This is a genomic window from Sodalis endosymbiont of Henestaris halophilus (genome assembly GCF_900161835.1).
Lineage (GTDB): Bacteria > Pseudomonadota > Gammaproteobacteria > Enterobacterales > Enterobacteriaceae.
On record NZ_LT897836.1, the window covers coordinates 996416 to 1012407 of the forward strand.

General features: G+C 39.6%; 8 protein-coding genes and 1 pseudogene. 7 read left to right on the forward strand and 2 right to left on the reverse strand.

What is annotated here, in order from left to right:
* Positions 1-6 precede the first annotated feature (6 nt).
* Complete coding sequence (locus tag HBA_RS02070) at positions 7-258, reverse strand: oxidative damage protection protein (RefSeq protein ID WP_097032378.1); 252 nt, start codon at positions 256-258, stop codon at positions 7-9.
* 977 nt (positions 259-1235) lie between these two features.
* On the opposite strand from HBA_RS02070, the gene HBA_RS03605 reads away from it, so the two are divergent.
* Positions 1236-1394, forward strand: a complete 159-nt coding sequence (locus HBA_RS03605) for a hypothetical protein (RefSeq protein ID WP_457920917.1) — start codon at positions 1236-1238, stop codon at positions 1392-1394.
* A 55-nt stretch (positions 1395-1449) separates the two neighbouring features.
* Positions 1450-1695 carry a hypothetical protein gene (locus tag HBA_RS03610; protein ID WP_457920918.1) on the forward strand — a complete coding sequence of 82 codons (246 nt, stop codon included), beginning with the start codon at positions 1450-1452 and terminating at the stop codon, positions 1693-1695.
* A gap of 1576 nt (positions 1696-3271) precedes the next feature.
* On the opposite strand, the pseudogene gyrA reads toward HBA_RS03610, so the two are convergent.
* Positions 3272-5815, reverse strand: a pseudogene (gyrA, locus tag HBA_RS02080) (DNA topoisomerase (ATP-hydrolyzing) subunit A); the annotation flags it as partial.
* A 287-nt stretch (positions 5816-6102) separates the two neighbouring features.
* Between gyrA and ubiG the strand changes: the two are divergent.
* The 5 genes from ubiG (at position 6103) to ackA (ending at position 15910) form a co-directional block, all read left to right on the forward strand.
* On the forward strand, positions 6103-6807 hold the full coding sequence (gene ubiG, locus HBA_RS02085; protein WP_097032620.1) for a bifunctional 2-polyprenyl-6-hydroxyphenol methylase/3-demethylubiquinol 3-O-methyltransferase UbiG: 705 nt from the start codon (positions 6103-6105) through the stop codon (positions 6805-6807).
* 430 nt (positions 6808-7237) lie between these two features.
* Positions 7238-9520: a class 1a ribonucleoside-diphosphate reductase subunit alpha gene (nrdA, locus tag HBA_RS02090; protein ID WP_097032380.1), complete on the forward strand. Its 2283-nt coding sequence runs from the start codon at positions 7238-7240 to the stop codon at positions 9518-9520.
* A 58-nt stretch (positions 9521-9578) separates the two neighbouring features.
* Entirely contained in the window at positions 9579-10709 is a 1131-nt protein-coding gene (gene nrdB / locus HBA_RS02095) for a class Ia ribonucleoside-diphosphate reductase subunit beta (protein WP_097032381.1), read from the forward strand.
* 1 nt (position 10710) lies between these two features.
* A complete protein-coding gene (yfaE, locus tag HBA_RS02100; protein WP_097032382.1) occupies positions 10711-10977 on the forward strand; it encodes a class I ribonucleotide reductase maintenance protein YfaE in 267 nt (88 codons plus the stop codon).
* A 3730-nt stretch (positions 10978-14707) separates the two neighbouring features.
* Entirely contained in the window at positions 14708-15910 is a 1203-nt protein-coding gene (gene ackA, locus HBA_RS02105; RefSeq protein WP_097032383.1) for an acetate kinase, read from the forward strand.
* The last annotated feature ends 82 nt before the right edge of the window (positions 15911-15992 follow it).

Consider the following 15992-nt stretch of genomic DNA (forward strand, 5'->3'; position numbering starts at 1 on the left):
GTCTAGTTATAGATATGTTATATTCTTACCTTGAAACAAAAAGGTAATCATCTCCTGCTCCAATAATTTACGGTCAGCGACGTTTATCATGCTAAGTTTCTTTTCGTTAATCAGCATTGTTTGCTTTGTCTGCCACTGAGACCATGCTTCTTTAGAAATAGTATCATAAATAATTTTACCTAGTTTACCCGGGTATATTTGATAATCTTGACCTTCAGCTTTACTTTGAAGAAAATTACAGAAAATTTCTTTGCTCATTTTTTACTCATTGTAATTATATGCTGGTAATTGTGCCATATTTATCAATGGCCGTTCAATTGCGATAGCAATGCGTTTTACCTTCTCTGATTACGATCGCTAAGGCTGATATGATAAGTTATATCAAAGTACTCTGCCTTCATTGCATCTTTGGTTATTATAAACTTGCTTCTACATTAATACGATATTTACATAGAATCATTCAACGTATGACAAAGCATCGTCAGTTTTTCGCATACGGCTGCTAAACCGTATATATGCCATCGTGCCAAACCCATTATAACCTAGTTAAATTGTAGCACTGCTCACTCGTTAGTGGCTTGACTTGTTCACTTAGCTTCCATAAAAGAAAGAATCCGTTTTGAATTACTATTCATACTATTATAAGTATTTGTTTATAGTTAGAAACAGATATTAACCTGCTGTAGTGTATTAATTCATTCCAAAGTAATGGCTCTGATTGCATCAAAATTATGAGTAAACTTGCTGCCTTATCGTGCATGAAATAAACCAGCTGTTTATTATAAATTGCGCTAGCTGGTGCAATCACCTAAGCTTAGTTTATAGGCACAATACCTCATTTGAATTTGATATTGCTAAAGATAATATTTTATTGGTGGAAATTTGTTTATGAAGCATTCGAAGTATGTGATAACCGTTATCACGAGAGTTATTCGGCCGAACATTTAGTGCTAGTACAATACAAATTTCACGAGCAGAGATTTTTGCGTCACTGGATAGCCGTAACTTGGTGGGAAGATCCATATTAATCATCTTAATGCGTTATTGCATTATAGTCTTCACAAATTTTAAAAAAATTTTCTCTGTTATGATTATTTGTTTGTTTAAACAGCATAATCCTCGCATTATGTACGGTTGCTAATTACTTGTACATTACATATGAAAATATATGATAAAAGTGTCATTTCTCCCGAAATTAACGAGCAGAGACGAGCGATACTGGCTAATCCGCAGCTTTGTCCAGTCTAGAGGGACGGCTGACGAAGAGGCAGCAACATGCGATTGATAAGTTTTGGCTTGTACTAGGTATTTATTATCAGGCACATGAACTTGATCTCAACGCGCAGTTCGACAGCGTGGCGCCGGTAACGCTAGAAATTGGTTTTGTTGCATGAGGGACTTTTCTTTAGTTAGCACATCTGCGGCGCATCCCGAGCAAAATTTTTCGGTATGAAAGTTTACTCTTGTTGGGGTATTGGCGCCTGTCTCTTCAGTGCAAAGAAAGCTTACCTGAACAATCTACACTTGATATGTCATGATGCAGTGGAGGTATTAAAGAAAATTATTCCGGATACATCTTTGGCATTAGTGCAGTTATTTTTTCTTGACACTTGGCATATAATTCGGCAAGATAAGCATCGAATTATACAGGAACCATTGTTAAGCTGGTTGAACGCAGGCCATAATTTATGGTAGTTTTTTCATATGGAGACAGATTGGCAATCTTACTACAGAAGATATGCTAGCGGTGATGTCCAATACCAAATTTTCCGTAATCTTTCTTCATGAGGAGAAAGATACGCCAAAAACTATAAGTCGCCCTTAGACTAAGCTTTAACAACGCAGTCAAACATTAAGTCCCGATATTTGGGATTTAATGTTTGAAAAAGTTTAATGCACAGTCAGCAGTAATTTTAGTTTTCTTTATTCAAGAAATTTTAAGAGCAAGTATATTGTTCAGTAATACTCAGATTACTGCTTATACCGTTGACAACAGGGCAAGATTATATCATTGATCGCGGTATTAAACCTTAAAATGTTTCTGTTTACCGTCACTTATGGTGACGGTAATAGAATAAAAACAATATTTTTATTTCCAATCTAGCAAGATTGCTTGCTAGCATAGTGCAGGTATAAACTGCACATGTTAAGATGTTATACTAACCTTCAATTATTTATTAGTAAAGCTATAAGCAAAGTATGTACTGCTAAATTTATGTTCAAACAGCAAAACTAGTCCTCGACTAGCAGTCGATCATAAAAAATGCTGATCAGGCCATTCATATTATCCGTTTGATTCTTCTCTGGATAAGTAGCGCCTTTGTTTTTCATTCCAGGTAAAGATTTCTCCAGGATTACTAAATGGTACACCTAAATAAGTGAAGGATCAGATTATGAAGAAGGAGACGCAATGTTTAAAATAGACTTTAAAAGTGAACATGAGCTTTTTAGAAAAAGCTACTGCTATCTTGATGTTCAACTTCACTTGATAATTTAAGCAACTTATATACTTAGAGTAAGGTACTTAGTAGTTTTAGCTGTGCTAGATTTTGATATTTATTGCAAGAACCATACTGCTTATGACATTGCTAGCTTTATGAGCTAGTTGCTCAGTGCTTTATTTATATAGGCAGTTTGATAAAAAGAGCTAGCGAATAAAGTTTAGCTACTGCAGCTTATACAACACAAGCATAGAATGCAGGGTAGCAAACATCTGAGCTTAGGATAGTACTTGGTCGGTGTTTTCTTATGTGATGTGCCATAAGTACCTAAGAAAGCTTTTATATCATCCGTAAAAATATCAAGCTTGCTTTGGGATCGATAAAATTACACAAGTAATAAAGCAGGCGACACTACCACTAGTATAGTATATAAATGTAGAACGCTTTTAAAGCGCCTAAAGACAAAATAATAGATGCTCAAACCTTGGTTATTAACTCCTTACTAAAGCAGAATGCGTTATATAACCTTACATATCGTAGGGCAGTGCAGCTTTATCATATTTCAATAGTATCGTTAAGGTTTAACGCCATACAAATTATAGTAATTATACTATAAATAATTAGTTAGCGTAACCAGTATTCATTGCCTATTTAGGCAATAGTGATAAACTCCTTAGCAAGGAGTATAGTATTTTACTGTGGTCCAAAACGAATTTAAACATTTTAAGCTCGTATCGTTCAGATAAAATTCAAAAGCCAGATCACCAGCGTTCGCTTTGTCTGCATTCATAAGGTTATCTTCAGAAATTGCATTAGCTTGCCATCAAATTCAGATCTTCATCATCCATCGGGTCGGCAACGCGCTGCAACCCCACTACATACTCATCTTGTGCAGTGCGAATAAGCGTCACGCCTTGAGCGTTACGTCCGACTATGCTCACCTCAGAAACTCGTGTGCGCACTAGCGTTCCAGCGTCCGTTATCATCATAATCTGATCACAGTCATTTACCTGCACTGCCCCTATTACTTCACCGTTGCGTTCACTAACTTTTATAGAAATAACACCTTGGGTCGCGCGGGACTTAGTAGGATACCCGGCCTGGGCGGTACGCTTACCATAGCCGTGCTGCGTGACAGTCAATATTGAACCCTCGCCACGAGGTACAATGAGGGATACTACACGATCGCCTTTCGTTAAACTAATACCTCGTACTCCAGTCGCGTTCCGTCCCATGTTACGCACTTGATTTTCCGGGAAACGCACTACTTTGCCATAGACGGAAAACAACATAACTTCATTGCTGCCGTCGGTCAAATCTACGCCTATTAGTTCATCACCATCATTAAGGTGAACGGCTATAATACCAGCGCTGCGAGGGCGGCTGAACTCTATGAGAGAGGTTTTCTTAACCATGCCGCTGGCAGTTGCCATAAAGACGTAGCGTCCTTCTTCATATTCACGCACTGGCAAAATGGCAGTGATACGTTCGTTGAAACCTAGAGGTAACAAATTGACTATTGGCCTTCCCCGTGCGCCGCGTTTAGCTTCTGGTAACTGATATACCTTCATCCAGTACATCCGTCCCCGGCTAGAGAATAGCAAGATCGTATCGTGGGTGTTCGCCACTAGCAGGCAGTTGATAAAATCTTCTTCCTTGATGCTGGCCGCCGACTTGCCTTTTCCGCCGCGGCGCTGTGCTTCGTAATCCGTAAGGGGCTGATACTTAACATAGCCCTTATGGGACAAGGTTACTACCACATCTTTTCGATTAATTAAATTCTCGATATTAATATCTAAGGTATTGGGGGTAATTTCGGTGCGCCGCGGATCTCTATACTGCTCTTTGATAGAGATAAGTTCTTCACGAATTACCGCCATGAGGCGGTCTGAATTATTTAGAATTTGGATGAGTTCGGTTATTTGGATTAAGAGTTTGGTATATTCACCGATCAGCTTTTCGTGCTCAAGGCTAGTAAGTTTTTGCAGGCGCAAATCTAGAATCGCCTGAGCTTGCTGTTCGGTTAGATGATATTGACCGTTGCAAATACCGTAATGCATCTCCAGACACTCTGGTCGTGCAGTATTGTTGCCTGCGCGTTCCATCATATCGGAAACAGTACCAATCTCCCAGGAATGAGATACCAGTGCTGCCCTCGCTTCTGACGGTGTTGGTTTTTTTAGAATGAGATCCATAATCGTGTCAATGTTCGCGAGCGCTAGCGCTAGCGCTTCCAAAATATGAGCGTGCTCGCGGGCTTTGCGTAATTCAAAGATGGTGCGGCGAGTCACTACTTCGCGGCGGTGACACACAAATGCTGCTAAAATATTTTTTAGCGGTAAGATTTTAGGCTGCCCTTGATGCAGTGCCACCATGTTGATGCCGAAAGACACCTGCAACTGGATCAAGGAATACAACTTGTTAAGCACAACTTCCCCTACCGCGTCACGCTTTATTTCAATGACGATGCACATACCGTCCCTGTCGGATTCATCGCGTAGGCCGCTGATACCTTCGACGCGCTTTTCCTTTACGAGTTCGGCTATTTTTTCAATCAAGCGTGCTTTATTTACTTGATATGGAATTTCGTGCACGACAATGATTTCGCGCCCAGTTTTACCGTCTGTTTTTATCTCGGCTCGTGCACGAAGGTAGATTTTTCCGCGCCCAGTACGGTAAGCATCTTCAATGCCGTGCCGGCCATTGATAATAGCGGCAGTCGGAAAATCAGGGCCGGGTATATGTTCCATGAGGCCTTCGATGCTTATGTTTTCATTATCAATATAGGCTAGGCAGCCATCTATGACTTCTGCAAGATTGTGGGGCGGGATGTTGGTGGCCATTCCCACCGCGATACCTGAAGAGCCGTTGATTAGTAGGTTAGGGATCCTGGTGGGCATTACATCCGGAATTTGTTCGGTGCCGTCATAATTAGGCACGTAATCAACAGTTTCTTTGTCCAGATCCGTTAGCAATTCGTGGGCAATTTTCGCCATTCTTACTTCAGTATAACGCATTGCTGCCGCGGAGTCACCATCAACAGAACCGAAATTGCCCTGTCCATCTATCAGCATGTAGCGTAGCGAGAACGGTTGTGCCATACGCACGATGGTGTCGTAGACAGCAGTATCCCCGTGTGGGTGATATTTACCGATGACGTCTCCGACAACGCGAGCTGATTTTTTATAGGGTTTATTCCAGTCATTACCTAGCACGTTCATTGCGAAAAGCACGCGACGATGTACGGGCTTAAGTCCGTCCCGCACATCCGGCAATGCACGTCCGACAATGACGGACATGGCGTAATCAAGATAAGAACGTTTCAGCTCTTCTTCGATATTGACCGGTTTGATGTCTCTGGCAAGGTCACTCATGGAGGCACTATTCCTCTACTAAATTAAGCTGTTACCCGAATTCAAATATTTTAAAGTATATCATCCTTTTTATTAAAAAGTCATAGTCATAGCGGAAAATGTACTAGAATCATTTTGTATTCTAACAGAAGCGCCCCTTTATGTCAGGTATAACGTACGCTTTGTAGGCTCAAGAGGAGGCTTTTAAACTGCCTGTTGTGGGGCGTATATTTAATACTTAGTTGATAAGAATTTATAAGGAGTTTTTAATGCCCCCTGAATTGAGTAATAATGCTAGCTATAGAGTGATGCCCCATCAAAAAAATATCGATCCGGGAGAAATTACCAAATTCAATTCCGTGGCTACCCGATGGTGGGATCTCGATGGCGAATTTAAACTGCTTCACCGTATTAATCCTCTTCGCCTAGATTATATTCTTGAAAGATCTGGAGGATTGTTTGGTAAAAACGTACTAGACGTTGGCTGTGGTGGTGGCATTCTGACGGAAAGTATGGAGCGAGAAGGTGCAAAAGTAACCGGGCTAGATATGAGCGCAGAACTACTGGCCGTTGCCCGCTTGCACGCACTTGAATGTGGAATGGTCCTCGATTATCGTCAGGAAACGGTCGAGGAACATGCTGAAATACATTCAGATATCTATGATGTAGTTACATGTATGGAAATGTTAGAGCATGTACCAGATCCAGCATCCATTGTCCGTGCTTGCTCGCGGTTAGTAAAGTTGCGCGGTGAGGTGTTTTTTTCAACACTGAATCGCAATCTAAAGTCCTGGCTAATGGCTATCGTTGGTGCCGAATATGTGTTGGGAATTTTGCCGCGTGGCACGCATAACATCAATAAGTTTATCAAACCCGCCGAGCTTTTAGGGTGGGTGGATAAAACCTGGCTGTGTGCGCAACATATTGTTGGTTTGCATTACAATCCGCTTCTAGATCGTTTCTATTTAAGCAGTAATGTGGATGTGAATTATATGCTGCATACGCGGCGGTAGGCTTAAGGTTTTTTACTATCTAGCCCTCTATTATAAGGTTAGTCTCCTAACCGTCAGGCTATTATCTATCATTGGGGGAATTGTTTGTCGCGAATTTTTTCTGGACTATCGCACGCTGCTGTTAAAATAAGAGACATTAAATTAAAAAAACAAGTATGTATTTTTAATAAAAATTAAATCTGCTGCAGTTGACAACTGTTAATCTCTGTAACGATAGTAGTTTATCCGTTTTTTACTACTCCTCCCTAACGTGATCCATAAAAGTAGGCAAGTTACTCACTTGCATTGCTGAGGTTTAGTCATTATATTTTACTAGAATAACAAAACCCTATATATGGGCATCTCCCTCCCTTTCTGGCAAGGTACTATTTTCTTACATGCCGGCAAGGAGGCGTTTGCTAGTCTACTTAGATAGGTATAAAAAAACCGAATGAATTATAGTCTTCTAGTTACCAAACGCGACGGACGTCAAGAAATTATTAATCTGGATAAAATCCACCGAGTCATCGATTGGGCGGCAAAAGGGCTGAAAAACATATCTGTGTCCCAGGTAGAGTTACGTTCTAATATTCAGTTCTATGATGGCATCAAAACTACTGATATCCACGAAACCATTATCAAAACAGCTGCGGATTTAATTTCGCGCGATGCACCAGACTATCAATATCTTGCCGCTCGATTGGCTGTGTTCCATTTGCGCAAAAAAGCTTACGGCCAGTTTAATCCGCCGAAACTTTACGATCATGTATCGCGGCTAGTTGCAATGGGTAAATATGATAAACATTTACTGAGAGATTATAGCCATGCAGAATTTGAGCAAATGGATGGATTTATCGATCATTGGAGAGATATGAACTTTTCTTATGCTGCTGTCAAACAACTTGAAGGAAAATATTTGGTGCAAAACCGAGTAACCGGCGATATTTATGAGAGCGCCCAGTTTCTCTATATGTTGATAGCTGCTTGCCTATTTTCTGGCTATCCTCGCATGACTCGTTTAGATTACATCAAAAAGTTTTATGATGCCGTTTCAATGTTTAAAATTTCGCTTCCGACACCAATTATGTCCGGCGTACGCACTCCGACACGTCAGTTTAGCTCCTGTGTACTAATTGAATGCGATGATAGTCTTGATTCAATTAATGCTACTTCCAGCGCAATTATAAAATACGTTTCTCAGCGGGCGGGGATAGGCATTAATGCCGGTCGCTTACGCGCGTTGGGTAGTCCTATACGCGCAGGCGAGGCTTTTCATACTGGTTGTATTCCGTTTTATAAACATTTCCAGACCGCCGTCAAATCTTGCTCGCAGGGAGGTGTGCGCGGTGGGGCAGCTACTTTGTTTTATCCTATTTGGCATCTGGAAGTGGAAAGCTTATTAGTGTTAAAAAATAACCGCGGCGTAGAAACCAATCGAGTACGCCATATGGATTATGGCGTACAACTCAATAAATTAATGTATCAGCGTCTGGTCAAGGACAAGGATATCACGCTTTTTAGCCCCTCAGACGTACCCGGGCTGTATGATGCATTTTTTGCCGATCAGGATAAGTTCGAGTCGTTGTACACTTTGTATGAACAGGACAGCAGTATTCGCCAACGTCGTATCAAGGCAGTAGAACTGTTTTCTCTTATGATGCAAGAGCGCTCTTCCACCGGCCGTATTTATATACAAAACGTGGATCATTGCAATACTCACAGCCCATTTGATGCCTCAGTAGCGCCGATTCGACAGTCTAATCTATGCCTAGAAATCGCTTTGCCGACCAAGCCGCTGGAAGATGTTAATGACGATAACGGTGAAATAGCTCTTTGCACCCTGTCGGCTTTTAATCTTGGTGTAATAGATAGTCTTGATGATTTGGGCGAACTGGCACAACTTGTAGTGCGTTCTCTTGATGCATTACTCGACTATCAAGACTATTCGATCCCGGCCGCAAAGCGCGGCGCTATGGGACGCCGCCCTCTCGGTGTGGGAGTAATAAACTTTGCCTATTATCTTGCTAAACATAGTGTACGCTACTCCGACGGTAGTGCGAATAACTTGACTCACCGTACATTTGAAGCCATTCAATACTACTTGTTAAAATCATCAAATGATCTGGCCTGTGAGCGAGGCGCATGCCCGTGGTTTCATGAGACTACTTACGCGCAGGGTATTTTACCTATTGATACTTATAAAAAAGATCTCGATAGTATCGTTAACGAACCGCTGCATTATGACTGGGAAGCGTTGCGCTTAGATATCAAACAGCACGGTTTGCGTAATTCGACACTATCAGCACTGATGCCATCTGAAACCTCATCACAGATTTCTAATGCCACCAACGGTATAGAGCCACCGCGCGGCTTAGTTAGCATAAAAGCTTCCAAAGACGGTATCTTGCGTCAAGTGGTGCCGGAGTCTATCCGTTTACAAGAAGCGTATGAGCTACTATGGGAGATGCCGAGTAACGACGGTTACCTGCATTTAGTGGGTGTGATGCAGAAATTCGTCGATCAAGCTATTTCTGCTAATACGAATTACGATCCATCCCGCTTTCCGGCCGGGAAATTTCCGATGAAGCAGTTATTAAAGGATTTGTTAACTGCGTACAAGTTTGGAGTAAAAACCCTGTATTACCAGAATACCCGCGACGGAGCAGAAGATATTCAGGAAGACATGAAATATACGCAGCAGGACGTTTGTGAAAGCGGCGCCTGTAAGATTTAAAAATAGGACGCGAGTGTGTGGGGATAACGATACCGCTCGTGTGTAACGAGAGTGCCCTATGGTTTATACTACGTTTTCACAAGTTAAAAATAATCAGTTGTTAGAGCCGATGTTTTTTGGTCAGTCGGTGAACGTTGCCCGTTTTGATCAACAGAAATACGATATTTTTGAGAAGTTGATTGAAAAGCAATTGTCGTTTTTTTGGCGTCCGGAAGAAGTGGATGTATCGCGCGATCGCATTGATTATCAATCGTTGCCGGAACATGAAAAACATATTTTTATAAGCAATATAAAATATCAAACGTTGTTAGATTCTATCCAGGGTCGTAGCCCTAATGTCGCGCTGTTGCCACTAATTTCAATACCAGAACTAGAAACTTGGGTAGAAACTTGGGCGTTTTTTGAAACCATACATTCACGTTCTTATACCCATATTATTCGCAATATCGTCAACGATCCGTCGCTGGTTTTCGACGATATAGTCACTAACGAGGAAATCCTGAAACGTGCCAAGGATATTTCCTGCTATTACGACGATCTTATTAAACTGACCAGTTATTATCATTTGCTTGGGGAAGGCATTCACCGGGTGAATGATAAAGCATTGGTAGTAAATTTGCATGAATTAAAGAAAAAGCTCTATCTTTGCTTAATGAGTGTTAACGCGTTAGAAGCAATCCGTTTCTATGTCAGTTTCGCTTGCTCTTTTGCTTTCGCCGAGCGTAAAATGATGGAGGGCAACGCTAAAATTATTCGCCTCATCGCCCGTGATGAGGCGCTGCATCTTACAGGTACTCAGCATATGCTAAACCTGATGCGTTACGGTGAAGACGATCCTAAGATGGTCAAGATTGCGCTAGAATGTCAGCAGGAAAGCTATAATCTATTCTTGTTAGCCGCTGAACAGGAAAAAGATTGGGCGAGCTATCTGTTCCGCGACGGATCGATGATTGGTTTGAACCAAGATATACTTTGCCAGTATGTAGAATATATTACTAATATCCGCATGCAGGCGGTCGGGCTTGATTTGCCATTTACCACATATTCTAATCCAATTCCCTGGATTAACTCCTGGCTTGCATCTGATAATGTGCAGGTTGCACCGCAAGAGGTCGAGGTAAGCTCTTATCTAGTTGGTCAGATTGATGCTGAAATTAGCAGCGAAGACCTCAGCGACTTCCAGTTATAATATGAAGAAGCAATACCTTATTCATATTCGTCAAAATGGCTCGACGCTTTTTTCCTGCAGCAGTGTGCATCGCACACTGCTGGATTCGCTGGAGGCGCACAAGGTGCCGGTGGCATTTCAGTGCCGTTCCGGCTATTGTGGTGCCTGCCGACTACTCTTGCTTTCAGGGCAAGTAAAATACCATCAAGAACCGTTGGCTTTTATCGCTAACCGAGAAATTCTTCCCTGTTGCTGCCTGCCGCTCGATGATATCGAGCTAGAAGTGTGATACATTTACGTTGTGATTATCTTTAATCACAGAACTTATGCTCACCTAGCAATGATTTTATGTGCAATCACTCTAAACCAATGCTGCAAATATCATTTGCCTCTCGACCTACGGTAAAGAGCCTATTTGACGAATTAGGCTGTACACGATTTGCTTATGCCTAAGAAAAGCGATGATGATTACTGCAAATATATTAACTGTTTAGCCGATTTATATACATACTTGTAATGGTGGCATACTCATATCAATATTTAGCAGACTGTTCTTAACGATGTCAAACATATAAATTATTTTTATCAATAATTTATTACATATTAAAATAAGTTGCGATTAATAGCAACGTTTATGCTACTTAATAATAAATATTTAAATTTTAAGCCATTAGTAATACAGCCTTTATAAATATTTAGTGTCGATGACATTCATGTATAGCGAAAAATTAAAGATACAATGCTAAAGATTATAGCTTTATAAATAAAGCTATAATCACTTTTATATAAATCAGTGCTGCGATATAATCGCCACTTTATTATTTACCATCATCATGTAAGCTACACTTTATCTATCGCAGAATATAGCTTGATTTAGCTTACATTAATAATTAAATTTAATAGTAAGTGTTATATTTAGAAGTAGATAATAAAGTGCTATTTGATATCAATCAAAATACTTATATTGATAATATCCTGCTCAAAAGCCTTTATCAAAATCTTTACCTTCTATGGAAAGGTAAAGATAAATATCATTTATATTCTTAGTTATACGCACTTGTGACTTCAACTAAAATAAGCATTGGGTAAAACCATGGCACCCAATAAATTGAGTGCAATTATGTCAAGTACTTATATTTAAATTTGATATAAATGCTCATAAGATTTCTCGTAAGGAGAAGAAAAAAGTTTAAATCAAACTTTATATGTAATCATATAAATAGTGATTAATACACTTAGATTATAATAATTATATCTTATTTCAGGATTATATCCTGCCTTAGTACCGTACTAATTAAGAATATAATTAACGTATCTGCATATTAACTGATAATTACCATCTTACTTAATGATAGGACAGATAATTTTGTTAATAACCGTATTAAAATAATATTATCCTTAATAATAATTAATCGGTTAGCTAGTAACCTATCTTTTCTATTAAAAGTGATATTAATATACACATTTAAGCACTATCTTAGAATCGTGTTAGCTAATTGTTTAACTATCTTTGTTTAATATTTGAAATAATTAGTTCAAATTATTGTCGTCATTGCATTGATTTTGCGTGGCATGATTATAATTAAAACAGCAAACAAATTTACTGTAGTTACACAAGGTCTCTTATGAAGATCTTGCCGTTAATTATTAACTTAATCAGTGTATGAAATACACGTTATAGATATTTAAAGTTTTATCGTATATTTATACGATAATGATCGTAACGGAACCTTCAAGATACAGGCAACGGGGATAACAAATATAATTTGCTAGTGTTGCTAAATATATTAAGTAAAGAATAAACTACTGTAGTAGTTAACAAAAACTCACTTTTATCTGACTTGTTATAAAACAGAAGTTTTAATTTGTTTGGCCTTAAACCCTACTAAGGATCTTGATTAACCCTTTAGTACCATCTTATGACTTAATAGGTATAGGTGACTCCGCTTTAATAAGGTGCTAGATATACGTTTGTTCTTGGGTTTCTTATTATGTATCAAACTCCTGAAATCCTCTGTATTTGTCTATTATTCTAGTAGTTACCTCGAGGTTTATGATTACATTATTCGATAGCGGTACATCACCTGTTGGTATTGACGTTTTAAAATATTATTTTATGACTTCTTTAGTCGCTGTGGAGGTCACGACTAAAATTCGACCACGCAGCTCATATATTATTTGAAGCGTTGTAACAGTTAGTTCTATTTATCTAAATGAGGTTTCTATCGCCAATTACGCCTGAGTTTATGGGCTAGTAAATTCAATACCGCTGACAGAGCATTTCAATGCTGCTCTATCCAGATACCCGTAATATCGCCCCATTAAATCTCACTTAGTAGAGTTACTGTGAGCTTTTAATATAAGATCATTAATTTTAATACGTTAGTTGTCTTCGAATTAATATTTGTGATCTGGTTTTTTTGCAACTAACTGCCGCTAGATTTTACCAGGTTGCGTTTTTAAATAATGCGCTAAGTATCAGGAGCAGCAGTACGTCAATGTCATGGATTATAGTTATTGCTATAAGTATTAAAATTTAGCATAGCAATTATTAAGTAATGTGCATGAATCTAAAATTAAAATTGACGTAACTTTTTAAGAGTTTATTTTCTATTTCAAAGCATGGTATCTTCTTTCATGGCAATGAGTTTATGTTTTTCGGAATTAATTGCAAACCTATCAAGGCTTAACCCCTGATTCGAGACAAGAATTTAACCTAGATACTAATAATCTAACACGGTTCACTTTAATGGTTTTATCTTTCTGGATAATAGTTGAGTTAATTCAAAGCTATTTTTGGTTTTCAACCCTAAATTTATTAGTAAATGTTTGCTTATTAATTTTAATTAAAATTAAAATAACACCTACCCTAACATAGGTAGCCAGCTTCCACAGAGGTGGAAGGGCATCAGCTATAGTTTAAACCCAAGTTTTTACGATCATTATACCTATAATAACTATAATATCAGCACGATAAGTGCTAGCATTACGTAGTTATTCGTTTGATCAATACGAAGAGATAACGCTGCCAGATAATTGACGCAAGGGGAGTTAGATACGCTACCATAGTGGCCATGTCAGCACCATGCAGATAAAATTTATCGCGGTTGCCTAGATATTTTCAATCACCAGGTTTAGGCTAGTGCGATGGGCACTAAATTGGCTATCAGCAACACAGCACCAGTATATGATTTTTAACATTATCAACGTGCATTACACATCTATCGGCTATTTTGTGCTCTTCACCTCGCGTTAATAAAATGGTTATGTCGTTATTAGACGTAAAGCATCACTTTACTAAAGTTAATCATAGGATTTTAACAGCATTAATAATGCGACCAAAATATTTTGCTGTACGGCGTCATGTAACCAGGTTAACAAGTAAGTTCAATAAGGTTGCTGTTACCCCCAACACTGCACAAGTCACCAATAATCCATCCATCAGCAGCAGGATGAAGATAAGAATAGCAATCTTTACCGTGAGACCACCGCTATCCCCCCTAGGGGCATTTTTTATCTTAGTCTAAAAGGACTGTGATTGCTAAAATATAGTCATACGCTGAAGCATGTAGTTGTACGAGATGCTACCCAAGAAAGATAGGCGGCTATTTAGCGTTGCTAGGGTTTTATATAATTTTGTCCAGGTCGGAGAGTATATTGTAATAATTCATCTATCTATAATAAATTGTTTACATAGTAGATCTCAGATCTAATAATAACAATTAAAAAAGTTTCATTCTCTCACTATATTATATATTTCGTTATAACAACTTGATTTTTAACCGTGATATTTCGTTATGTTACTTAACAACCTAAGCGTATTTTAGGTCAACCGCAACAAGTGGTGAAAATAGCCAGTTTAGGCTAACGTTTAGGGTAACGTAAGTGTTATGGTCAATATTCATAACTACACAATCACTGCATTTATAATGTTCATTATGGATGTTAAAAGAAGAATGAGATGCAGATTAAAGTCTGTTCGACTAATTATTAACCACGTATACAAAATAGGTAATTCCATGTCGAGTAAGCTAGTACTTGTTCTTAACTGTGGCAGTTCATCTTTGAAATTCGCTATTATCGATGCCACTAATGGTGAAGAACATCTTTCCGGTCTCGCTGAATGTTTTAATCTACCGGAAGTGTGTATTAAATGGAAGATAGACGGTGCCAAGCAAGCATCGTCTTTGGGTGCTAATGTCGCGCACAGTGAAGCACTGCACTTTATAGTGCATAATATTTTAGCACAAAAACCGGAACTCTCCACACAATTAACCGCTATCGGTCATCGCATTGTGCACGGCGGTGAACATTTTACCCAGTCTGCCATCATCAATGATGACGTATTAAAAGGCATCGAGGATTCTATTCCGTTTGCGCCGTTGCATAATCCGGCACACCTTATAGGTATTCGAGAAGCTTTGAAAAAGTTTCCTCAGTTGTCACAAAAGAACGTAGCGGTTTTTGATACCGCCTTACATCAAACAATGCCCGAAGAATCATATCTTTATGCTTTGCCATACTCTTTATATCAAGAACATGCAATCCGCCGCTACGGCGCCCACGGTACCAGCCATTTTTATGTTAGCCGCGAAGCGGCTAAGATGCTTCACAAACCGGTTGATCAACTTAATGTCATCACCTGCCATTTAGGCAATGGTGGCTCTGTTGCCGCCATCCGCAATGGTCAGTGTGTAGATACGTCTATGGGGCTAACCCCACTAGAAGGTTTAGTCATGGGAACTCGTAGCGGCGATATTGACCCGGCTATTATCTTTCATTTACATGATGATTTAGGATTTTCCGTATCTAGAATCAAGACCATGTTGACCAAAGAGTCCGGTCTGTTAGGCTTGACTAACATAACCAGCGACTGCCGTTATGTTGAAGACAACTACCGTGATAAATCCGACGCCCTCCGCGCCATGAATGTTTATTGCCATCGTTTAGCAAAATACATTGGTTCCTATAGCGCCTTAATGGACGGACGGCTAGATGCAGTAATTTTCACTGGCGGTATTGGCGAAAACGCTGCGATGGTGCGCGAGCTCTCATTGAGAAAACTCGCGCTGCTTAACTTTGAGGTGGATCCTGAACGCAATTTTGCCGCACGTTTCGGCCGTGCTGGTGTAATCACAACCGCATCCAGCCGTCCGGCCATCGTCATTCCTACCAATGAGGAGTTAGTCATTGCCCAAGACGCCGCTCGTCTGACTGCGTAAAATTATTATCCTCCTGCCACCGTAAGTACCTAGCAGGAGATTTTTGACTAAACGAGCAACCGTTGAAAGAGGTTTAGCTGTG

Bases quoted from the DNA above. Each gene is read 5' to 3' on its own strand.
- ackA (WP_097032383.1), top strand. From the start codon at position 14,708: ATGTCGAGTAAGCTAGTACTTGTTCTTAACTGTGGCAGTTCATCTTTG.
- HBA_RS02070 (WP_097032378.1), bottom strand. From the start codon at position 258: ATGAGCAAAGAAATTTTCTGTAATTTTCTTCAAAGTAAAGCTGAAGGT.
- nrdA (WP_097032380.1), top strand. From the start codon at position 7,238: ATGAATTATAGTCTTCTAGTTACCAAACGCGACGGACGTCAAGAAATT.
- yfaE (WP_097032382.1), top strand. From the start codon at position 10,711: ATGAAGAAGCAATACCTTATTCATATTCGTCAAAATGGCTCGACGCTT.
- ubiG (WP_097032620.1), top strand. From the start codon at position 6,103: ATGCCCCATCAAAAAAATATCGATCCGGGAGAAATTACCAAATTCAAT.
- HBA_RS03610 (WP_457920918.1), top strand. From the start codon at position 1,450: ATGAAAGTTTACTCTTGTTGGGGTATTGGCGCCTGTCTCTTCAGTGCA.
- nrdB (WP_097032381.1), top strand. From the start codon at position 9,579: ATGGTTTATACTACGTTTTCACAAGTTAAAAATAATCAGTTGTTAGAG.